The 22,685-nt window shown below is 66.4% G+C and carries 17 protein-coding genes; 15 read left to right on the forward strand and 2 right to left on the reverse strand.

The features are described from left to right. Positions 1-9 precede the first annotated feature (9 nt). Positions 10-330: a cupin domain-containing protein gene (locus F464_RS0109235; RefSeq protein ID WP_018989515.1), complete on the reverse strand. Its 321-nt coding sequence runs from the start codon at positions 328-330 to the stop codon at positions 10-12. A gap of 163 nt (positions 331-493) precedes the next feature. Between F464_RS0109235 and F464_RS0109240 the strand changes: the two genes are divergently transcribed. The 7 genes from F464_RS0109240 to F464_RS28115 all read left to right on the forward strand — a co-directional run bounded on the left by F464_RS0109240 (position 494) and on the right by F464_RS28115 (position 9,773). Further along, entirely contained in the window at positions 494-1,801 is a 1,308-nt protein-coding gene (locus tag F464_RS0109240) for an HD domain-containing phosphohydrolase (RefSeq protein ID WP_018989516.1), read from the forward strand. Positions 1,802-1,880: 79 nt separating this feature from the next. Next, positions 1,881-2,462, forward strand: coding sequence for a response regulator (locus F464_RS0109245; protein ID WP_018989517.1), 582 nt, complete (start codon positions 1,881-1,883; stop codon positions 2,460-2,462). Beyond that, the gene (locus F464_RS0109250; protein ID WP_018989518.1) at positions 2,462-3,115 is read left to right on the forward strand and encodes a GTP-binding protein; all 654 of its coding nucleotides are present in this window, start codon (positions 2,462-2,464) and stop codon (positions 3,113-3,115) included. The genes F464_RS0109245 and F464_RS0109250 overlap by 1 nt, the downstream gene beginning before the upstream one ends. Then, the gene (locus F464_RS0109255) at positions 3,112-4,299 is read left to right on the forward strand and encodes a sensor histidine kinase (protein ID WP_018989519.1); all 1,188 of its coding nucleotides are present in this window, start codon (positions 3,112-3,114) and stop codon (positions 4,297-4,299) included. The genes F464_RS0109250 and F464_RS0109255 overlap by 4 nt, the downstream gene beginning before the upstream one ends. A gap of 7 nt (positions 4,300-4,306) precedes the next feature. After that, positions 4,307-6,547 carry an ATPase, T2SS/T4P/T4SS family gene (locus tag F464_RS0109260; protein ID WP_018989520.1) on the forward strand — a complete coding sequence of 747 codons (2,241 nt, stop codon included), beginning with the start codon at positions 4,307-4,309 and terminating at the stop codon, positions 6,545-6,547. Between the two features lie 32 nt (positions 6,548-6,579). Next, on the forward strand, positions 6,580-7,569 hold the full coding sequence (locus F464_RS0109265; RefSeq protein WP_232428865.1) for an ATP-binding protein: 990 nt from the start codon (positions 6,580-6,582) through the stop codon (positions 7,567-7,569). 80 nt (positions 7,570-7,649) lie between these two features. Then, the gene (locus F464_RS28115) at positions 7,650-9,773 is read left to right on the forward strand and encodes an EAL domain-containing protein (RefSeq protein ID WP_018989522.1); all 2,124 of its coding nucleotides are present in this window, start codon (positions 7,650-7,652) and stop codon (positions 9,771-9,773) included. A gap of 14 nt (positions 9,774-9,787) precedes the next feature. Here the strand turns inward: F464_RS28115 and F464_RS0109275 are convergent, their stop codons facing one another. Then, positions 9,788-11,845, reverse strand: a complete 2,058-nt coding sequence (locus F464_RS0109275; RefSeq protein ID WP_018989523.1) for a two-component system sensor histidine kinase NtrB — start codon at positions 11,843-11,845, stop codon at positions 9,788-9,790. Between the two features lie 311 nt (positions 11,846-12,156). On the opposite strand from F464_RS0109275, the gene F464_RS0109285 reads away from it, so the two are divergent. From F464_RS0109285 to F464_RS0109320, 8 genes are all read left to right on the forward strand, one after another. Beyond that, entirely contained in the window at positions 12,157-13,494 is a 1,338-nt protein-coding gene (locus tag F464_RS0109285; protein WP_018989525.1) for an HD-GYP domain-containing protein, read from the forward strand. Beyond that, positions 13,491-15,200: an ATP-binding protein gene (locus F464_RS0109290; protein WP_018989526.1), complete on the forward strand. Its 1,710-nt coding sequence runs from the start codon at positions 13,491-13,493 to the stop codon at positions 15,198-15,200. The genes F464_RS0109285 and F464_RS0109290 overlap by 4 nt, the downstream gene beginning before the upstream one ends. Positions 15,201-15,204: 4 nt before the next feature. Beyond that, positions 15,205-15,822, forward strand: a complete 618-nt coding sequence (locus tag F464_RS0109295) for a response regulator transcription factor (protein ID WP_018989527.1) — start codon at positions 15,205-15,207, stop codon at positions 15,820-15,822. Between the two features lie 575 nt (positions 15,823-16,397). Then, positions 16,398-16,529 (forward strand): hypothetical protein, encoded by a 132-nt coding sequence (locus F464_RS31885; RefSeq protein WP_269744902.1) that lies wholly within the window; start codon positions 16,398-16,400, stop codon positions 16,527-16,529. A 109-nt stretch (positions 16,530-16,638) separates the two neighbouring features. Next, positions 16,639-18,054, forward strand: coding sequence for a CheR family methyltransferase (locus F464_RS28120; protein ID WP_018989529.1), 1,416 nt, complete (start codon positions 16,639-16,641; stop codon positions 18,052-18,054). Continuing rightward, entirely contained in the window at positions 18,047-19,099 is a 1,053-nt protein-coding gene (locus F464_RS0109310) for a chemotaxis protein CheW (RefSeq protein ID WP_198292247.1), read from the forward strand. The genes F464_RS28120 and F464_RS0109310 overlap by 8 nt, the downstream gene beginning before the upstream one ends. After that, positions 19,096-20,547, forward strand: a complete 1,452-nt coding sequence (locus tag F464_RS0109315) for a methyl-accepting chemotaxis protein (protein WP_018989531.1) — start codon at positions 19,096-19,098, stop codon at positions 20,545-20,547. The genes F464_RS0109310 and F464_RS0109315 overlap by 4 nt, the downstream gene beginning before the upstream one ends. Positions 20,548-20,575: 28 nt before the next feature. Beyond that, the gene (locus tag F464_RS0109320; RefSeq protein WP_018989532.1) at positions 20,576-22,672 is read left to right on the forward strand and encodes a hybrid sensor histidine kinase/response regulator; all 2,097 of its coding nucleotides are present in this window, start codon (positions 20,576-20,578) and stop codon (positions 22,670-22,672) included. The last annotated feature ends 13 nt before the right edge of the window (positions 22,673-22,685 follow it).

A 22,685-nucleotide genomic window follows, 5' to 3' on the forward strand; every position in this document is an offset into this window, starting at 1 on the left:
GTCTCTATGTCAGCAGTCTACATGCACGGCGAGCCATACGGTCGCCGGGCCGGTCGATTCGACGCGGTGGCGGCGGTGCGGCGCGATCGTGGCCCAGTCGCCCGCGCGCATCTCGCGCCGTTCGCCGTCCGCGAACGCGAGCACGGCCTCGCCCTGCACGACGACCACCCACTCGGCCTCGTCCTGGTCGTACCAGAAGCCGGGCGGACTCGCGTGGCCGTGCGAGACGATGCGTTCGATGCGCGTGCCGGCGCGTTCGAACAGGGTGTCGAAGCTTTCGCCGCCGCCGGGTGGCGGCAGAGGGTCGAGGAGATTGCCGCGGTCGGTCATCGCTGCGGGTGCGGGAGTCGGAGATGCGCAAGTTTATCAATCCGGCGCAAGGGTCGGCGGTCGATCGCCACCATGCCGTCGAATTGCGGCAGGCTATAATCAGCGCGCGATAGCAACCCCTCTGCGTGCCGCACGGCGAGGCAGAATAGCGAGATCAAACGGAATGATCGAGATGTCGGGTACGGCGCCGAGCATATTGCTGGTGGATGACGAGGCGAGCATTTTGTCGTCGCTGCGTCGTCTGCTGCGACCTTCGGGCTACACGATCCACCTTGCCGAAAGCGGAAAGGCGGGTCTCGAAGTGCTGGAGCGGGAGCACGTCGACGTCGTCATTTCGGACATGCGCATGCCGGAAATGGACGGCGCGCAGTTTCTCGAACACGTGCGAAACCGTTGGCCCGCGGTCATCCGGCTGTTGCTGACCGGTTATGCCGACATCAGTTCGACGGTCGACGCCATCAACCGCGGCCAGATCTATCGCTACATCGCCAAGCCGTGGGATGACAAGGACCTGATGCTGGTCCTGCGCGATGCGCTGGAGCGGCGCCGCCTGGAAAGCGAAAACGAGCGGCTGCAGGCCCTCACGCAGGCGCAGAATGCCGAATTGAAGGAGCTGAATTCGGGACTCGAGCAGAAGGTGCAGGAGCGGACGCGCGAACTCGAGCAGGCCAACGCCTCGCTCAAGGTCGCGAACGAGCGGCAGAAGCAGAACTTCCTCGTGTCGATCAAGACCTTTTCGGGCCTGATGGAGCTGCGCAGCGGCGGCGTGGCGGGTCATGGGAGGCGGGTCGCGGATCAGGCTCGCAAGCTGTCCGCGCACCTCGGCGTGGAAGCCAAGGGCCAGCAGGACATCTTTCTTGCTGGCCTGCTGCATGACATCGGTAAAATCGGTTTCTCGGATGCGATGCTCGCAAAATCGGTCGCCAGGATGAACGGCGAGGAGATGGGGCTGTACCGCAAGCATGCCTTGGCCGGCGAATCGGCGCTGATGCCGCTCGAGGAACTCAAAGGCGCTGCGCACCTCATCCGCTCGCATCACGAGCGCTTCGACGGCCAGGGCTTCCCAGACGGCCTGCAGGGGCTCGCGATTCCGCTTGGCGCGCGCATCCTCAGCGTCGTCAATGATTACGACGGCTTGCAGATCGGCACGCTCGCGGACAAGCTCCTGAACCGGGACGAGGCGCTGGCGATGCTGGTGCACTCCCGCGGCAAGCGCTACGACCCCCAGGTCGTCGATGCCTTCGTCGAACTGCTCGGCGGTGTCGCGCAGGAGCCGCCGTCGCGCGATGTCGCCGTGGCGGCGGCCGATCTCCAGTCCGGCATGGTGCTCGCGCGCGATTTGGTCGGGCGCGATGGTGCGTTGCTGCTCGCCGCCGATTACGTCCTCGACGAGTCGCTCGTGCGCCAGATCCAGAATTACGCGCGTCGCGAGGGCATTGCCCTGATGCTGCATGTGCGGGGCGACAAATGAAGAACATGAAGAGCGCGTCGTCGCCCGGCCTGGCAGCGGGCCTGCCTGAGCGACACCGCAGTGATAGCGAGGATGACCGATGAGCCGAATCCTGATCGTCGATGACGAGGAAGCAATCCTGAAGTCCTTGCGGCGGGTGCTTTCCCTGACGCCCTGCATGGTCGGCGACCGCGTATGCTCGCTGACCGTGGATACCTTCAGCGTCGCCGCCGAGGCGCTCGAGAAGGCGCGCCACACGGCCTACGATCTGGTGCTCTCCGACTACCGCATGCCGGGCATGGACGGGGTCAGTTTCCTCAAGGCCTTTCGCGAGATCCAGCCCGACGCCGCGCGGCTCATCCTGTCGGGCTATGCCGATCTCAACGGCCTGATCGGTGCGATCAACGAGGCCGGCATCAGCCGTTTCATGTCCAAGCCGTGGAACGACTACGAGCTGGTCGCGGCGATCGGGCAGGCGCTCGCGCTGCGCGAGCTGTCGCTCGAGAACCAGCGGCTTGCCGACCAGGCGCGCGTCGCGATGGGGACGCTGTCACCGGCCGAGCTCGAACGCCGGCGCCTCGAGTCCGAGGAGCCGGGCATCACCCATGTCATCTGGGGCGAAGACGGCTCGGTGCTGCTCGATGAATCCCTCCTCGACGAGCCGGGCAAGGGGTTTTCCTGATGCCGGAGCTCGAGCGCGACGCCGGGCGCCTCACCTTCAAGCTCGTGTATTACGGCCCGGCCCAGGGGGGCAAGACCACCAACCTGATGCAACTCCACGACCGGGTCGGCGCCGAGATGAAGGGCGAGCTGATGACGCTCGAGACGCAACATGATCGCACGCTGTTCTTCGATCTGCTGCCGCTCGGCTTTCGCGCGCCGTCGGGACTGACGATCCGCTTCCGGCTGTTCACCGTGCCTGGCCAGGTGGCGCACGACGGCACGCGCAAGGCGGTGCTTTCGCGCGCCGACGGCGTCGTGTTCGTTGCCGACTCGCAGCGTACCGAGTCGATCAACAACGGTGAATCCTTCCAGAACCTGGCCGAGAACCTCGGTCGCGTGGGCCTCGATATCGATCGCCTGCCGCTGGTGGTGCAGTTCAACAAGCGCGATCTGCCGGCGATCCTGAGCGAGGACGAGGTGCGCGAGCGTTACGAGGGGGCGCCTTGGCCGCTGGTGTTCGCCACGGCGATCCGCGGCGAGGGCGTGCTGCAGACCTTCTCTGCGCTGCTGAGCGGCGTGTGGCGGGCCTACGCGCAGGAGCTCGAACTCGACCGCACCCACGGGCTGAGCGAGGCGTCCTTCGTCGCCGCCGCCACGGGAGGTGCCGAATGAGCGTGGAGCCGGGATTCGATCGCGAATTCGTGCTCGCCGAGCTGATCGCGCCGCGCGATGCCGACGAGATCTGCACCCAGCTCGTGGCGGTGCTCGGTCGGCCCGTTGCGTTGCTGGACGCCGCGGGAGCCGTTTTCGGCGGAACGCTCGCGGGTGAAGGAAGCGTGCAGGCGCCGCTGACGCTCGAGCTCGAGCCGGTCGGTTTCCTCGCCTGCGCGTGCGACCCGGCCGTGCTGAAGGGGGCCGCGCGCGTCGTGCGCTGGGGGCTGCTGTCGCGGGCGCGCTTTCGCATGGTGTCCGACCTGCACCTCGAGGCGGTGCGCGCCGACTATGCCAAGCTGCAGCAGCAGAACGAGGCCTTGAAGGCGTCGGAGGCGAAATACCGCGAACTTGCGGAGGTCCTCGATGCCAAGGTCAAGGAACAGGTGCGGATCATCGACGAGCGTCAGCGCCAGCTCTACCAGGCCGAACGCCTTGCATCCATCGGCCAGCTCGCGGCGGGCGTCGCGCACGAGATCAACAATCCGCTCGGCTTCGTCAATAGCAACCTGTCGACGGCGGAACGCTACGTCGCCCAGTTCGCCGCACTGCGCGATGCGGTGCCCGCGGAGAAATGGAAGGCGGCGGATCTCGATTTCGTGCTGGAGGATTTTGCCGAACTGCTCACCGATTCGCAGCAGGGCGTCGCGCGCATCGCGCGCATCGTCAAGGACCTGAAGGGTTTCTCGAGCGTCGATCAGCCCGACGTGCAGCTCGCCGACATCAACGGCCAGCTGGAGTCGCTGTTCGCGGTGCTCGCCGGGCAGAAGCCGCCGGGGGTGACGCTGAAGAGCGAGCTGTCGCCGCTGCCGCCGCTGATGTGCCTGTCGGGGCATCTCAACCAGGCTTTTCTCAACATCCTGCAGAACGCGTTGCAGGCGGCGGGAGAGAGCGGTACGGTGACGCTGCGCTCCCTCACGACCGGCTCGCACATCGTCGTGCAGGTCGACGACAACGGACCTGGCATTCCCGACGAGGTGCTGCCCTACATCTTCGATCCCTTCTATACGACGCGCGGCGTCGGCGGCGGCACCGGGTTGGGGCTGACCGTCGCGCGCGACATCGTGCTCACGCATGGCGGCACGATCACCGCCATGACGCGCCCCGAAGGCGGAGCGCGGGTCACGGTGGAATTGCCGCTCTAGGATCCGGATGAGCAATTACTCCGCCTTCTTCACCGGTCAGAAAGATGCCGCCGCGCCGGCTGTGCCGGCCGCAGCGGCGCGGCCGCGCTACCGCATCCTGTTCGTCGACGACGAACCGGCCATCCTGAAGGCGCTGACCCGCATCTTTCGCGCCGAGTCATACGAGATCCTGAACGCCGGCAGCGGCGCCGAGGCGCTCGCGCGGCTCAAGGAAGCGCCGGTGCAGGTCATCATCAGCGATTACATGATGCCGGGCATGAATGGCGCGGACCTGCTCAAGCAGGTCAAGAACCTGTACCCGGAGACCATCCGCATCATGCTCACCGGCCATGCCGATACCGGTGCGGTGATGGGCGCGATCAACGATGGCGCGGTGTACAAGTTCATCCTCAAGCCGTGGAACGACGACGACCTGCGCGTCACCGTATCGCTCGCGCTCGAGCAGTTCGACCTGGTGCAGAAGAACCGCGCGCTGAGTCTGGAGAATGCGAAGAAGACGAAGGAGATCTCGGCGCTGTCGCGCATGGCGGTCTCCAACCGCAGCCAGCTCGGCACGATGCTGCACAAGAAGGGCTTGATCACCAGCGCGCAGTGGCAGGAACTCACCCGCCAGCAGGGTATCCAGAAGGAACCGCTGATCCGCCTGCTGCTCGACCGCGGCTGGGTGGCGGAGAAGACGCTGCGCAAGATCCTGCGCGAGGAGCTGCTGGTCGAAGAGGTGTCGCTCGGAGAATTCCGGGTGGATGCCGCGGTTGCGGAGCTGATCCCGCGCAGCTTCTGCCGCAAGCAGCTGATCATGCCGCTCAAGCTCGAGGGGCGGCGCCTGATGCTGGCCGTTGCCGATCCGATGGATGCCGGCCTGATCGACGACATCCGCTTCACCGCCGGCCTCGACCTGAAGGTCGTGATGGCGGACGCGGCGGCGATCGAGGCGAAGATCGCCGAGGTGTACGGCGACGACGAGGGCGTCGATATCCGCGACCTCGAGACCATGATCGGCGTCGTCGATCCCTACGAGGGCATCGAGATCGTCATCGACGACGACGAGGCCGTGCCGCTCGACGAGTTGCTGGCATCGACCAACGAACCGCCTGCGATCCGGCTCGTCAACGCGATCCTGCTCGAGGCGATCCGGCTGGGCGCGTCCGACATTCACATCCAGCCCAGGACCAAGAGCGTCGTCGTGCGCCTGCGCATCGACGGCGTGCTGCAGGACAAGATCCAGATTCCGCACGCGCTGCACAGCCCGCTGGTGTCGCGGCTGAAGATCATGGCCGAGCTCGACATCTCCGAGCGCCGCCGCCCGCAGGACGGGCGCATCACCGTGAAGTCGCCGCTGCGCATCGTCGACCTGCGCATCTCGACGCTGCCGACCATCAACGGCGAGAAGGTCGTGATGCGCATCCTCGACCGCAATTCTCAGGTCCTGAGCCTCGCCGGCCTCGGTTTCGGCGACGCCGGGCTGGCCAAGGTGCGGGTGATGGTCGACAAGCCGCAGGGGCTGCTGCTGGCGACCGGCCCCACCGGTAGCGGCAAGACCACCACGCTGTATTCGCTGCTGCAGGCCAACGCCTCGCCGGCGAAGAATTACATCACCATCGAGGATCCGGTCGAGTATTACCTCGACAATGCCGGACAGGTGCTGGTGCGCGAGAAGATCGGCCTCACCTTCCCGGTTGTGTTGCGCTCCATCCTGCGCCAGGACCCCGATGTCGTGCTGATCGGCGAAATCCGCGATTACGAGACGGCCGAAGTCGCGTTCCACACCGCATTGACCGGGCATCAGGTACTATCGACGTTGCATACGAACTCCGCGCTTGCAACGATCGCACGGCTGCTCGATCTCGGCCTCAAGCCCTTCATCGTCGCCAGTGCCCTCGAAGGCGTGATCGCCCAGCGCCTGGTGCGCCGGATCTGCCGCCAGTGCCGGCGCCAGGTCGAGGTCGACCGGACGCTCGCCGCGCGCCTCGGACCGCGTTTCGACTCGTTGCAGACGGCGTTCGTGGGGGAGGGCTGCGTCCAGTGTGGTGGCAGCGGCTATCACGGGCGGCTCGGGCTGTACGAGATCCTGTTGCCGGACGAGAACATGCGAGACCTGATCACCCGCAGTGCCAGCATCCGTGAAATCACCTCCCACGCGCGCTCGACCGGTCACGAGTCGTTGTGGGATGACGCGCGGAAGAAGATCGCGCTCGGCGACACCACGCTCGAGGAGGCCCTGCGTGTCCTCGGCCCGGAGCCGGAATGAATCGTACAACGTCAGCGACAGGAGCCTCCGGGATGGGAGAGGCCGTAGAGATGCAGGCCCTGATGACGGGCAACAAGGAATTCGACGAGCGCCTCGGGAGCCTGGTCGCAGGATTCGAGGCGCGGATTGCGGGATTGACGCGCGAGCTGGAGCGCGAGCGCGAGCTGATGGCCGAACTGGTTGCGCGCGTGGAGCGAACGCAGAGCCAGTTGCTGCAGTCCGAGAAGATGGCCGCGATCGGCCAGCTCGCAGCGGGCGTCGCGCACGAGATCAATAATCCGGTCGGTTTCGTGGGGTCGAACCTCGGCTCGCTCGGTTCCTACGTGGATCGCCTGTTCGGCCTCCTCGCGGCCTACGAGCAGCTCGAACAGGCGCTGCCGCCCGAGCATCCCGCGCGCGCCGCGATCGCGAAGGCGCGCGAGGCGGCCGAGCTCGACTACCTGCGCGAGGACATTCCCGACCTGCTGCGGGAGTCGGCCGACGGGCTGTCGCGCGTCAAGCACATCGTCAACGACCTCAAGGACTTCTCGCGTTCCGATGCGGGCGAATGGCAGGAGGCCGACCTCAATCGCGGTCTCGAGAGCACGCTCAACGTGGTGTGGAACGAGATCAAGTACAAGGCCCAGGTCGTGCGCGAGTTCGGCGAACTGCCCAATGTGCGCTGCATCCCGGCGCAGATCAACCAGGTCTTCATGAACCTGCTGGTCAATGCCGCGCAGGCGATCGATACGTCGGGAACGATCACGCTGCGCAGCGGCGCCAGCGACGAGCAGGTGTGGATCGAGATCATCGACACCGGCAAGGGCATGTCGCCCGACGTGCAGGCGCGCATCTTCGAACCCTTCTTCACGACCAAGCCGGTGGGCAAGGGGACCGGTCTCGGACTGTCGATCTCGTCCGACATCGTGAAGCGGCACAAGGGCGTGCTCGAAGTGCACAGCCAGCCGGGCGCGGGCACGCGTTTTCGCATTGTGCTGCCGCTGCGCACGGCTGACGCGGAACAGCAGCCTGCCGGGACATGAGCGCCCCCGCCCGTCCGCCCGGAGGGGGCGCTAATCTTCCTCCCGGGGAGGATGTCGTCCCGCGACAGGAGGGTATTCCGGTGAGCGCCCCGACCGTACGCCACCCCGACGACGACCTCTTCCGCACCCTGGTCACACAGTCGCGGCGCGGCATCATCGTCACCGACCCGGACGAGATCATCCTTTTCGCCAATCCGGCGGCGGAGCAGATTACCGGGTACAAGGCTGAAGAATTGATCGGCAGCACGCCCGAGATCCTGAAATCCGGGCAGACCTCCGCCGAGGTCTATCGTGACCTCAAGCGGGCACTCGACGCCGACCAGATATGGCATGGCGAGTTCGTCAATCGGCGAAGGAACGGCGAGCTGTATCTCGAGGCGCGGACCATTTCGGCAATCCGCGACGAGACGGGCGCAGTGCGTTACTACGTCTCCATCAGCGAGGATCTCGCCGAGCGGCAACGCTACGAGCGGCGCATCGAGCATCTGGCGACATTCGATCCCTTGACCGGCCTCGCCAATCGCGCCGCGTTCATGCGTGCACTGTCGGCGGAACTGGAGCTGGCGCGGCGCGACAGGCAGGAGCTGGTGCTGCTCAACGTCGATCTCGACGATTTTGGCGCGGTGAACGACCGCCTGGGTGCGGACCATTCGGACCGCGTGCTCACGGAAATGGGCGCGCGCCTGCGCGACACCCTGCGGCATGTCGATCTGGTCGCGCGGCTGAGCGGGGACAATTTCGCCGTGCTGCTCGGGAAGTCCGCGCCGGGCACGGAGCCGGACAGTCGCGAGATCGCCGACCGCCTGCTCGGGACCATCGCCCGGCCCTTCACGATTGGCGACAGCGCGGTCGAGCTCTCCGCATCAGTGGGCATTGCCGGCTACCCCGCCGATGCCGGCTCTGCCGACGAACTGCTCGGCTGCGCGCGCAGCGCGACGCACGACGCCAAGGCGCACGGGGGTAATCGGGCGTGCCGTTTCGACATCGGCATGGCCGAACGCAACAGCGAACTGCGTCGCCTGCGCGAAGAGTTGACGCATGTCGCGGAACGCGGCGAGCTGGTGTTGCATTTCCAGCCGCAGGTGAGCTTGCATTCCGGGCACATCGTCGGCGTCGAAGCGCTGGTGCGCTGGAGCCACCCCGAGAGGGGCCTGATGTTGCCGGCCGCCTTCATCCCCCTCGCCGAGGAGTGCGGCAGCATCGTCGCGATCGATGCCTGGGTGCTGCGCGAAGCGTGCCGGCAAATGAGCGCCTGGCGGGAGGCCGGACTCCCTCCGATCCGGATGGCGGTCAATTTCTCGGCGCGCCAGTTCCGGCAGCGCGCGCTACGCGAGATGGTTGCCGAGGCGCTCGCTGCACAGGATGCCGATCCTCGCTGTCTCGAGATAGAAATCACCGAGGGCGCGATGATGCAGGACATGACGGCCGCGATCCGCATCACCGCGCAGTTGAAGGAACTCGGCGTGCGCCTGTCGCTGGACGATTTCGGCACCGGTTATTCTTCCCTCGCCTACCTGTCGCGCTTCCCGATCGATGTGGTGAAGATCGACCAGTCCTTCGTCCGCGACATCGTCACCAATCCGGCCAATGCCGCCATCGTCCAGGCGACCATCGCGATGTCGCAGAAGCTCGGCAAGCTGGTGATCGCCGAAGGGGTCGAGACCGAGGAGCAGCTGCAGTACCTGCGGCGCAGTGAATGCGACGAGGTGCAAGGCTTCCTCTTTTCGCCAGCGGTTCCCGCCGACGAGGTCGCGCGCATGCTGCGCGAGGGGGCGCGGCTCGATGTCGCAGGGCTCCGCGAGGCGCAGGCGCGCGAGACCATCCTGCTGGTCGACGACGAGCCGAGCATTCTCTCGGCCTTGCGCCGCACGCTGCGCCGCGAGGGTTACGACATCCTCGTCGCGGGCAGCGCAGAGGAGGGCTTCTCGGTGCTGGCGAAACAACCCGTGCAGGTGATCGTTTCCGACCAGCGCATGCCGGGAATGAGCGGAACGGAGTTCCTGTCGCGGGTCAAGATCCTGTATCCCAGGACGGTGCGCATGGTGCTGTCGGGCTATTCGGAGATTTCGGCGGTGACCGACGCGATCAACCGTGGGGCGATCTACCGCTTCCTCAGCAAGCCCTGGGACGACGAACAGCTCAAGGACGAGATTCGCGGGGCGCTGCGCGAATGGCGCGAGCTGTATGGTCGGGGGGCGGCGTGAGCGCCGCGGCCTGTTCAGTCCTCGACACTCGCCGAGCCTTTGATCGGTAGCCACACGCGCACCGCGGTGCCACGTCCGGGGGCGCTATCGACCTCGAAGCGGCCGTCGTGCCGGCGAACGATACTGTAGCTGACCGACAGGCCCAGGCCGGTGCCCTCACCGACCGGTTTGGTCGTGAAGAAGGGGTCGAACATGCGCTGCCGCTCGTGCGCCTCCATGCCGCGTCCCGTATCCCGGATCTCGATGCACACTTCGTCGCCGGACTGGCGCGTGCTGACGGTGATCGTGCCGCGGTGCCCGATCGCATGGACCGCGTTGAGCAGCAGGTTGACGAATACCTGATGGATCTGTCCGGCATGGCAGCGCACTGCCGGCAGCGGGGCGTAGTCGCGCACGACATCGGCCTTGTCGGCGATCGTCGCGTGCATGACGTTGAGGGTGCTCTCGAGCCCCTGCACGAGGTCCGCCTCGGCCGGCTCCCTGCCGTCGTCGACGCGCGAGAAGTCCTTCAGGTCGGCAACGATGCGGGCAATCCGCCGCAGCCCGTCGCGGCTCTCGGCAATCAGCGTGTGCAGGTCGTTGCGCACGAAGTCCAGATCCGCATCGTCGTGCAGTCGCGTCGCCGCGCCGCGCAGGTCGCCGTCGGATTGGCGGTGAATCAGCGTTTCGTAGCCGTCGATCAGCGTGAAGATGTCCTGCAGATATTTCTCGAAAGCGCCGATGTCGGACTGGATGAAGGCGATCGGATTGTTGATCTCGTGCGCGACGCCGGCGGCAAGCTGTCCCAGGCCGGCGAGCTTCTCTGCCTGCAGCAGCTGCCCCTGGGCCTCGCCCAGGCGCACGTTCGTTGCCTGCAGTTCGGTGATGGTGTCGCGCAACAGGCGATCCTGCTCGAGACGCTCGGTGATGTCGTGGAACACGACGACGCAGCCGAACGATTTTTCCGCGTCGCGCAGCGGCGCGCTGGTGTACTCGACCGGCAGGCTGCTCCCGTCCTTGCGGAAGAAGACCTCGCCGACGCGCGTGCTGACCCGGCCGGTACGGCGCGTCTCGGCGATCGGGCAATCCGCCAGCGCATACGGCCGGCCGTCGGCGTGGTGATGGTGGAACAGCGCATGCGCGGGCAGGCCCAGTACCTCGTGCTCCGCGTAGCCGAGCATCGCGAGGCCGGCAGGGTTGGAGAACATGATCCGTCCCTCGGCGTCGACGCCGTAGAGGCCTTCGGCGAGCGACTCCAGGATGGTTTGCTGGCGGCGCATCAGGACGGTGATGGACTCATGGCTGTCGTTGAGATGCGCGGCGGTGCGTTTGATCGCATCCGCGATCCGCGCGACCTCGGTTTCGCCCGGACGATGCGGCATCCCGACCGCCCCCGCCCCTGCGGCCACCTGATCGAGCGCGTTCTCGACCATGACGATGCGGCGCATGACGTAGCGCAACAGTCCGATTGCGAAGCCGCCGAGGAGCACCATGCCGGCGGCGAGCAGCGAGCCGACCGCAACGATCGAGTGATGTCGCGAGATTTGCAGCTCCTGACGTGCCAGGCCGATGTGGTGCTCCTGCAGTGTCGCGAGCTCGCTCAGATTGCGGAACAGCACGGGCTGCAGCCCGGCCCAGTCGATGCGGAGCAGCCGTGCCAGGTCATCTCCATTGTTGTTGCGGCTGGCCGTTTCGGCCCGTTCGAGGAAATGCCACAGCGCAGGCAGCTCGTTCTCGAGGTCCGCGATCAGGCGTGCTTCTTCCGTGCCCCGCACCCAGCTCAGGTGTTCACGCTTGAAGGTTTCCCAGCCGGAACGGATCCGTGCGCCTTCCACGGCCAGGCGTTCGGGCTCTTCGACAGCCGATTCGGTCCCCAGAAGCTCGGCCTGCAAGCGTGTCTGCACGGACAGCAGGTGGCGTTCGACCTCGCGCAGCGCGGTGGCTGGTGCCAGTTCATGATCGAAGATCCGCTGCTCCGCGCGATCGGTGTGCTGCTGCGAAAACACGAAGACCAGCGACAGGGCAAGCATCACGAAGCCGGTGAGCAGCACTTGAAGCGCGAGGTAGCGGCGGATGCTCAGCCCTCGGGGCATGTCGGGTCCATCGGGGCGTAAAGAGCTTCGTATTTTAATTCACGGGCACTGCGTTGCCAGCAATTGTTGCACGCAGGGCAATCGCACCGATGCAGTCGGCCGTCGTCCCCAGGATCCACGCGGCGAGCTCGCCGGCGCCCGGAGCGCGCATGATCCTGCATCGACCCCGGGCGCGCCGGCCTTTACGATGCGGCGATGCGGGATGTAACCTCTTTCGTGCCAATGACGCTCAAATGCGATGACCGGGGAGCCGCCGTCCCATCCGGTTCCTGATCGTTCGGCGGTTAAAACATATCGATGCGGGATCAGGAATGCCGGAAGACAACATCGTCACGATGGATCAGTTGCGAATCGGACTCTACGTCGTGCTCGATCTCAGCTGGTTTCAACATCCCTTCGCCTTCAGCCAGTTCAAGATCAAATCCGAGGATCAGATCCGGGACATCCGGAACCTCGGGCTGAAGACGGTACGCTACAACCCGGCGCTGAGCGATATGCCCGCAGGGCAACAGCCTGCGGGCGTGGCGCCGGTGACGGCGTCGCGCACCGCCCCCGAACCGGGGGCAGAGGTGGCCGGCACCGGGGCGGCAGCCGCTCCCGTGCCGGAATCGAACCCGGAAATCCAGCCGGCGCTCGCGGCCAAGCGCGCGCTGGTGGAGCGGATCCGGACGCAGCGTGAGGCGGCCGCGCGCGTCGAGACCGCGTTCGTGAATGCCGCGAGGGCGATTCGCGACATCGAGCGGAATCTGTATTCGAATCCCAGGGAAACGGTGCAGCAGGCAACGCACCTGGTGACCCAGATCTCCGATTCGATCCTGTGTGCGCCTGATCTGGCCATTCACGTGATGGGCGATCGCACCGGCGACGAGGAGCTGTATTTTCACTCGCTGAACGTGGCGATGCTGTCGATGATGATCGCCCGCGATATCGGAGTGCCCCAGGAGGTTTTCGGGGCTCTTGGCATGGGGGCGCTGCTTCACGACATCGGACGCAAGGAGGTTCCCGACAAGATCTTGCTCAAGGCCGAACCGCTGACCCAGGCGGAGCGCAATCTCTACCAGATGCACTGCCGGTTCGGTGTGGAAATCGGCCGCCGTCTGCAGCTGTCCGCGCCCGTGCTTGACATCATCCAGGACCACCACGAGATGTTCGACGGCACCGGCTATCCGGCCGGCCTCAAAGGGGATGCGATCGGCATCATGTCGCGCATAGTTGCAGTTGCGAACTACTATGATGAGCTCTGCAACCCGGTGGATGTTGCGAGCGCGCTGACGCCGCATGACGCACTTTCGACGATGTTCGCGAAGTTGCGCAGCAAGTTCGATCCGCGCATGCTGCAGGCATTCATCCGTTGCCTCGGCGTCTATCCTCCCGGGACGATCGTGCAACTCTCGAACGGTCCGATTGCAATGGTGGCGACGGTGAATACCGCCAAGCCGATGAAGCCCGTAATCGTCATCTATGACGAAAATATTCCGAAGGAGGAGTCGATCCTGGTCGATCTGGCAAGGGAGCAGGACCTGAATATCGCAAAGGCGATCCGTCCCGCCCAGGTTCCTGTCGAGATCTATAACTACCTGAGCCCCCGCAAGCGTGTCAGCTATTATTTCGATGCAGGAAAATCCGGACAGGAGCCGGTAGCCCGATGAGCAGCCTTTCCGATCTGATGCTGGATCACAGCGCCGAGATGATGCTGCTGGTCGATCCCCGGTCCCTGCGCATCGTCATGGCCAATCAGCTTGTGACCCCGACTCTCGGTTATCCGCGCGCGGAGCTGGTCGCGATGACCATTACGGACATCGAAAGCTCGTTGCAGGACGTTTTCTATTGGGAGGACGTGCACAACGGGCAGTATCAGGACATCGAAGGGCAGGAAGGGCTGTATCGCTGTGCGGACGGATCGATGTTGTCGGTGGTGAAATCGGTCCGGGTCGTCGAGCATGAAAATGCGCCCCTCATCCTTGTCCTGGCGCGTGATACGCGGCACGAACGCCAGGTCGAGGACACGCTCGAACAGACGCTGTCCCAGCTGCGCGCAACCCTCGAGTCGACCGGTAACGGAATTCTCGTGATCGACTGGCAGGGCCATATCACCAACATGAATCGGCTCTTCAGCAGCATGTGGGAGATCCCCGAGGAATTGCTGCTGGCGGGCAACGATGCGGCGATCCTGGAATTCATCGCCGGGCGCGTCATGGAAGGCGAGCTGTGCCGCGCACGCCTGCGTGCCACCGTGGATAGTGCCGAGACGGAAGATCTGCATCGATTGACCGATGGGCGTGTATTCGAGTGCAAGTCCCGTCCCCAGTACATTGGCGAACGCATCGTCGGCCGGGTGTTCGGGTACAGCGATATCACCGAGCGCACGCGCGCGGAGGAGGCTCTGCGGGAGTCACGGGACCGCCTCGAAGACCGGGTTCGCGAACGCACGGCGGAGCTGGAGAAGACCAATGCCACCTTGCAGGGCGAGAAACAGCATCAGCAGACCTTGATTCGCAAACTCGAGGAGGCGCACAACCAGTTGCTCCAGTCGGAAAAGATGGCGTCGATCGGCCAGCTTGCAGCGGGGGTCGCGCACGAGATCAACAACCCCGTCGGTTTCGTGAATTCCAACCTGGGGACGCTGCAGCGCTATGCGGAAGACCTGCTGCGTTTGCTGTCCGCGTACGAGAGCATCGAGGGTTCGCTGACGCCGGAGCAGGGGGAGGCGATCGCGCGCGTGAAGGAGGAAATCGACGCCGCTTACCTGCGCGGGGATATCAGCGACCTGCTGACGGAATCGCTCGACGGTTTGCAGCGCGTCAAGCGCATCGTTCAGGATCTGAAGGATTTCTCTCACGTCGACAAGGCCGAACGCGAACTGGCGAACCTTGAAGCTGGGCTCGAGAGCACGCTCAACGTCGTCAGGAACGAGATCAAGTACAAGGCCGATGTCGTGAAGGAGTACGGGAGTCTGCCGCCGATCGAGTGTTTCCCGTCGCAGCTCAATCAGGTGTTCATGAACCTGCTGGTGAATGCGGCCCACGCGATCGATGACCGCGGGCTCATCACGTTGCGCACCGGCTATGACGAGAAAGTCGTCTGGGTCGAAGTCGAAGATACGGGAAAGGGAATCCGGCCGGACCACCTGAGCCGCATCTTCGAGCCGTTTTTCACGACCAAGGAGGTCGGCAAGGGGACTGGTCTCGGCCTGTCCTTGTCCTACGGAATCGTCAATCGACACCATGGGTGCATCGAGGTCAGGAGCGAGCTCGGGAAAGGTTCGGTGTTCCGGGTGGTCCTGCCTCGCAATCTGCCGCCCGACGCCGTGGCGTCAGAGGCGGCCGGGGGGCGCGCGGGGGGCGTGCGGGGATGACAGGATGATCGGCGAGCAGTCGGTATTCATCGTCGACGACGATGAGTCGTTCCTGAATGCGGCCCGTCGGGTTTTCCGGTCTGCGGGCTTTCGCGTCGAGACCTTCGAGAGCGCCGGGGCTTTTCTGTCCGCCTACCGACCGTGCGACGAAGCGTGCCTTATCCTCGATCTGCGAATGCCGGGAGTCGGCGGCCTCGAACTGCTCGAACGCCTGCGGGAAAGGCAGATCGACCTGCCGGTCATCATCTACACCGGCAATGCGGACGTGCCGGTCACCGTGCGCGCGATGCAGGCAGGAGCCTTCTCGGTGGTCGAGAAACCATTCAGCGACGAACTGCTGATCGCGCGGGTGCGGGAGGCGATCGCCAGCAGCCGCACACGGCGTGTCCGTAACGCGACGATCGCCGAAGCGCGGGCGAAACTCGCGGCGCTGACCGAACGTGAGCGCGAGATCGCCCGCTGTCTTGCCGACGGGCTCTCCGCGCCGCAGATCGGCGCCCGGCTGGGGATCAGCGCGCGGACGGTCGAGGCCCATCGCGCCAACCTTTTTCGCAGGCTCGACGTCACGTCGATCGCGATCGTGGCCCGACTCATGTTGTGGGCTGACCTGGGCGGCGACTGAGTTGCGCTTGTCCCTCTTCAGCATCCGCGCCGAGCGTGACGATGGGCGCAGGGCGAGCGGCGTCATCCGAGCGGCAGATGAATAATGATGATCGCCTACGTGATTTCACGTAGGCGGTCGCGTGATCTTGCGAATTTCCGCAATCCGCGCTGCATATTATGCTGGATCCATCTTCGGAGATGGTCCATATGCATACTCATTTTAATTCCTGTAGGGCGGCACTTTCGCTGACGCGCGTGTGCGCTGTTGCCCTTCGCGCAACGGGCCGGTGGCGCGCCGCGGGCAACTTGCTGTTGGCGCTGTCCGCCACCGGCGCCCAGGCCGAAATGCCCGCAGCGCGCCCTGCCAGTTGGGTGTGCTGGTACGCCGACGGGACATCTCTCGCCTGCCGACTGGGGCCTGAGGGCCTTTCCATGCCTTCCCCTGCCGATTTGTCTGCCGGCGCCGAGGACTCCGCCATCGTGCCCCCCGCCGGTAGGCGACCGCTACCGGAGATCGTTCGCACGATCCTTCTGCAGCCCGAGAAGCTTGCCGGCAGGACCATTTCGATCCCCTTGTTCACGGAGGCTCAGGACATGGATTTCGCGCGCGAACTTGCGGAGGCCGTGATGTGCGGGACACGCAGGCTGTGCCGCGTGCTTTTCCTCGGTTCGTCGGCCGAAGTTGCGCTTGCGCTCGATACCATCGAGGATCCCGCCCTCAACTGACCGTGCGTTTTCATTGCCGGCCGTGACCTGCTGTTACAATGCTTCTGTCCTGAGCTGCAGGAAATTGACCTGAATGAGTGGACATGGCGAGGTTAACGTTCGGGAGTCCGTGGCGGCGCGCCAAGGGGGTGCGTCATCCGAAGCCGCTGCAGACGATCCGTGCGGGCGCATCTTCGATGCGATCGGCTTGCGCCGGCGCGCGGGCGACGAGGCGAGGCTGAGCGGCTGGCTGCGCCCGCGGCTGCGCGAGCTGCGCCTAGCTTCCGTCGAAGCCTATGCGGATCTGCTCGCGGCGGGGGACGCCGCAAGCCGCCATGAGCGCGAGCTGGTGATGGAGCGATTCTCCACCGGCGAAACCTACTTCTTCCGCGATCAGGGTCTGTTCGAACTGCTGGCCACCCGCATCCTGCCCGAGCTCGTCGCGCGCCGCTCGGAGCAGCGCTCGCTGCGGTTGTGGAGTGCGGGCTGCGCGAGCGGGGAAGAGGCCTATACGCTGGCGATGGTGGTCGACGAAATGGCGCCGCGGTTGGCCGGCTGGGACGTGCGGATCCTAGGAACCGATATCAACGGCGCTGCCATTGCGCGTGCCTGTGCCGGCACGTACGGCCAATGGTCCTTCCGCGCGCTGGATGAGACGCGCACGGCGCGCTATTTCCGCAAATGCGGCCGCGAATGGCAGATCGATGAGTGCTTGCAGGCGATGGTCGATTTCGAGCGCCGCGACCTGATGCAGGACGAGGCCGGTGAGGGTGGAACCGATGCCGGCGGGTTCGACCTGGTCCTGTGCCGGAACGTGTTCATCTATCTCACATCGTCCGCGGTGACGCACATTGCCGGAAGACTGGCGGCAGCCTTGTCGGCAGGGGGGTATCTCGTTCCGGGGCACGGCGAGTTGCTGGGCTGCGTCCCGCCGGAGCTGGAGGCTGTCGCCTACCCCGACGCGACAGCGTATCGCAGGCCGGTCCCGTCGCCTGTGCGGCCTGCGCCGGTCCGCGCGCCGTCGGACCCTCCGCGGACGGCGCCGGCGGCACCCTCCGCGGGCGACCCGTCCCTGCGGCAGCGCAGTTTCGGGCGCGGACCTGCGGCGGAGCCGGATGCGGGGCCGGATGAGGTGCTCGCGAGGGCCTGGCGCGACGCCGACCGCGGTGCGGCGGACGTGGCACGGGCTGCATGCGCGCGGGTGATTGCCGTTTCACCGCTCGATCCGCGCCCGTACTTCCTGCTCGCGCAACTTGCCGAGGAGCGCGGTGCGGTCGACGAGGCACGGACACTGCTGCGCAAGGTGCTGTATCTCGATCCGGGTTTCGTCGCCGCACATCTGGAACTGGCCGATCTGTGCGTGCGGGCGGGCGATGCGCGGCGCGCCGGGCAGATGCGTGCGCAGGCGCTGCGCGAACTGGAAAGGATGCCGTCGGAGATGCCCTTGCCGGTGCCGCCGCATACCACCGCCGGCACGCTGTTGCAGAGTCTGAGGGCAGGCGATGGTGCCGCTCGCGGCGGACCGGAGGAGGCCGCGCGTGGCTGATCTGCACCTCCTGTTCCTGCACCGCGGGGTGCGTTACGCGCTGGATGCCGCGCTGGTGCAGGAGCTTGTCTGGCTGCCTGAACTGTCTGCCGTGGCCGAGGCGTCGCCGCGCGTGATTGGGGCGTTCAACCTGCGTGGCCAGGTGATTTCGGTGATCGACCTGGCGTTGTGTTTCGGGCAGGGGCGGTCGGATTTGCACATCGGCGATGCGGTGGTCGTCGTGGCCATCGATGGCGTGCACTTCGGCATCCTCGCCAACGAGGTGCTCGATGCGGCGGCGATCGCGTCCGGCGACATCGAGGATCTGCGCGACCACCATGGCCTGCCGGGCAACGCGGCGCCGCTGGTGTCCGGCGTCGCCATGAGCGGCGCAGACCTAGCGATGGTGCTCGACACCCGCGCACTGCTTGCCGACGCCGCTGCCAGGGCCGCGGCGACGACCGTACCGCCGGCCGGCACCGCGGCAGGCGGTACGGGAGGCCAGGATGCCGTGGCCGAGACGTTTCGCGCGCGCGCCGACAGGATGGCCTGCCCGCAGGAAGCGCCGGCAGCGGCCGGCAGTGTGCGCTTCGTGCTGATCGGTCTCGATGGCGGGCTCTTTGGCGTTCCGGCGGGAGTGGTGTGCGAGATCGTGCACCTGCGCGGCGTCCGGCCCGTGCCGTGTTGCCCGGCACACATTCTCGGCAGCATGAACCTGCGGTGTGACGTCCTGACCGTGGTCGACCTGCGGCCGGTCCTCGGTCTGCCGGCGCGACAGCCGCTCGCCGAGGTCGTCGTCGTGCGGGTTGGCGAACTGGCGGTCGGGCTTGCAGTCAGCGAGGTCCATGACGTCGTCACGGCCGGCGCGAGCGAGTCCGCAGTGCCCTCCACCGGCGATTACGACCTGCCATTTTGCCGCGGCCCCATGCGGGCGGACGGACGGATTTTCAGCATCATCGACATCGAGGCCATGCTTGCGTCGCGCGTACTGCACGTCGCCGACGGGCCTGACCGGGACACAACGGAGCTCGGCAACGCGGCTCCAGACGCAGGGGACCAACAATGATCGGAACGCTTAATCTGCGGCAACGCATCCTGGCGGGCTACGTGGTGCCGCTGCTCCTGATGGTCGGCGTCGCGTTCGCCGTGTACCTGCAGACGCAGCGCCTGCAGGCACTATCCGCCGACACGGTTGCGGCGGGTGGAGCCGTCGCGTTCGCAAAGGAGGCCCACGTGGGGCTTGCGCAGTACCAGCGGGACATGCGCGGCTATCTGATCGCCCGTGACCGCAACACGCTGGAGACTGCGGCGCAGAGCATGGCACGCGCGAGGGAAAGCCTCGATTCGCTTGCGAAGTTCCTGACGAGCGCCGAGCAGCGCGAGGTCCTGGCCCGCCTGCTGAAGACCGTCGATGAGATCGTCGGCATCGCCGACAGGTACCGCGACCTGGTCGACGCCGGCAACACGGCCAAGGCGCTGCAGTTCTATCGTCAGGCGAATCTCACCGAACTGAGCGTCCGCGTCGATGCCCTGATCGATGAGATCGAGGCGCACGAGCTCGACATACTGACGCAGCGCGACGCCGAGCGGGCCAGTGCCTCGACCAGCCTGGTGTCGGTCACACTGGGAGCGACGGTGGCCGCGATCCTGCTGGCGATCGGTATCGGCCGCGCGCTGGCGGTACGCAGCACGCGCACGATCAGCGAATCGGTGGCGCAGGTGAGCACCGCGTCGACCGAGATGGCGGCGACCGTGGATGAGCACGAACGCACGGTCACGCAGCAGGTGGCGGCGGTCAGTGAGGTGTCGGCGACGGTGGAGGAGCTGGGGATGTCGGCCCGCCAGTCGGCAAGCCAGGCCGAATCGTCCGCTGCCGCCGCGCTGCAGGCGCTGGAACTCGCCCGCCACGGCAACCTCGCGGCGGACGAGGCAGCGAAGAGCTCGGCGGGCATGAAGGAGAAGATCGACTCGCTGGCTCACCGAATTCTCAGCCTGTCGGAACAGGCGGGACAGATCGGCGGTATTGCCAAGGTGGTCGGAGAACTCGCGAGCGAGACGAACATGCTGGCGCTCAACGCGGCCGTGGAGGCGGCGCGTGCCGGGGAGCAGGGCAAGGGCTTTGCCGTGGTCGCCAGCGAGATCCGCAAGCTTGCGGTGCAGAGCAAGAAATCCGCCGAGCGCGCCGACGCGCTGGTCACGGAGATTCAGAATGCGACCAACAGCGCGGTGATGGTTACCGAAGACGGTTCGCGCAGCGCCGACGAGGTCATGGCGACAGCAAGCCGTGTCGCCGAGGCCTTCGATGCGATTGCCGGAGCCGCGAACAACGTCTCGGAGAATGCGCAGCAGGTGATGCTCAACAGCAAGCAGCAGGCTGCGGCCCTGAGCCAGGTCACCGATGCGATGCAGAGCCTCGCCGCGGGGTCGCGCCAGATGGCGGCGGGTACCGAGCAGACGAAGGCGGGCATCGAGAACCTGAAGCAGGTCGCGCACGGGCTGAAGGCGATGGTGTGACGGTGGCGACGACGCGGAGCTCCGCGGCATGATTGCAGACGAACGCCTGCAGGATCTGTTCAGGCAGGAGAGCAGCGACTACCTGCAGCGGCTCGACGACGGCTTGCTGCGGCTGGAGCGCGATGCCGGCGAGGATGCGGCCGTCGAGGCGCTGTTCCGCGACGCTCACAGCCTCAAGGGCGCGGCGCACATGCTCGGCCTGCACGCGGTGGAGTTGCTCGCACACAGCCTCGAGGACATGCTCAATGCCGCGCGCCATGATGTCGAGACGCGTGGCCCCGAGCATGTCCAGGAAATGCTGCGCCAGCTGGGGGACATCCGCGGTGCTGTGGCCGATGCGCTGGCGGCGTCGGCGGGCACGGCCCCGGCGCGGGGGCCGGGCGCGGCGGCAGGGGCGCCGGCACCGGCATCACCGCGCCCGCCCGCCCCCTCGCCCGCGCTCGACGCGGTGCGCATCGACGCCCGTCGGCTCGATACCCTGCTCAACGCATCCGGCGAGCTGGCGACCGGATGTACGCGCATCGCGCGCCGGCTGGCCGACGTCGATGCGATCGTAGACCGCTGCGAGGAGTTGCGGCGTGCGATCATGAACGAACCGGCATCCGCAGGGCCGGGGGCACTCGCGCTGCTGGCGCCGGTCGAGGCAATGCTGGTGCGCCTGCGTGCGGCAATGGACGACGACCATGCGCAGCTGCAGCGGGTCAGCGGCGAACTCGGCGAGGGCGTCCGGGCGATCCGCCTGCTGCCGTTGGCGAACATCTTCCGCCAGTTTCCGCGCATGGTGCAGGAGCTCGCGCGCAGCCAGGGCAAGCCGGTCGAGCTGGTCATCGAAGGCGAGGACGTCGGTGCCGACCGCCGCATCCTCGAGGAAATCCGCGATCCGCTGATGCACCTGCTGCGCAATGCGGTTGACCACGGCATCGAGTTGGCGGACGAGCGTGCGCGGGCGGGAAAGCCGGCCGTCGGCCGCATCGGCCTGCGCGCGCGGCGTACCGAAAGCGCCCTCGAAATCGTTGTGGACGACGACGGGCGCGGCCTCGACGAGGAGGCGATCCGGCAGGCGGCGCTGGAACGCGGGCTGGAAAGCGCTGCAACGCTTGCGACGATGACGCCGGCGCAGCAGCGTGCGCTGGTGCTGCGCGCGGGCCTGACGACGACGCGGCACGTGACCGACGTCTCGGGGCGCGGCATCGGGCTGGATGTCGTGCGCGAAGCGGTCGAACGCATGAAGGGCTCGCTCGCGCTCGATTCTGCGCCCGGGCGCGGCCTGAGGCTCACGCTGCGTCTGCCGGTGACGCTGGTCACGGCACGCATCCTGATCGTCGAGGCCGACCGTTGCCCCTATGGCCTCCCGGTGGAGCACGTGCGGGGATCGCGCAGGCTTGCCGCGGCCGATATCCTGCTGCTCGACGGGCGCGACGCCATCCTGTTCGACGACCGGCCAGTGCCGTTGGTGGCGCTCGCCGATCTGATCGAACGGCCTGCGGCGCGGGTTGCGCCCGACGCTGGCGCGAGCGCTTGCATGGCCGTGATCCTGGAGGTGGCGGCCGGGTGCTTCGCGGTCGCGGTCGAGGCGCTGGTCGACGAGCAGGAGGTCGTGCTCAAGGCGCCGGGGAGTCTGCTCGAACGGGTACGCAACGTGGCCGGCGCAACGATCCTCGACAGCGGGGAGATCTGCATCGTGCTCGACCCGCCGGATCTGTTCGCGTCGATCCGGCGCCGGTCCGGGGGCACGGGCGCGCCCGCCCCGGCCCCGCAACGGCGCAACCGGGTGCTGCTGGCCGAGGACAGCATCACCACGCGTACGCAGGAAAGCCGCATCCTGGAAGCGGCGGGCTACGAGGTCGTCACCGCGGTCGACGGCCTCGATGCGCTGCGCAAGCTCACGCGCGGCGAATTCGACGCGGTGGTCACCGACGTCAACATGCCCAACGTCGACGGCCTCGAACTGGCCCGGCGCATCCGCTGCGAAGTCCGTCACGCCCACCTGCCCGTCATTCTCGTGACCTCGCTCGCGTCCGATGAGGATCGCATGCGGGGGCTGGAGGCCGGCGCGAACGCCTACATCACGAAACCCGGTTTCGACCAGAAGGAGCTCATCGAATGTCTGGAGCGCCTGATCTGAGCCCCGCACGGGG

It is taken from the genome of Aromatoleum toluclasticum ATCC 700605 (assembly GCF_000378245.1).
In the GTDB taxonomy this organism is placed as follows: domain Bacteria; phylum Pseudomonadota; class Gammaproteobacteria; order Burkholderiales; family Rhodocyclaceae; genus Aromatoleum; species Aromatoleum toluclasticum.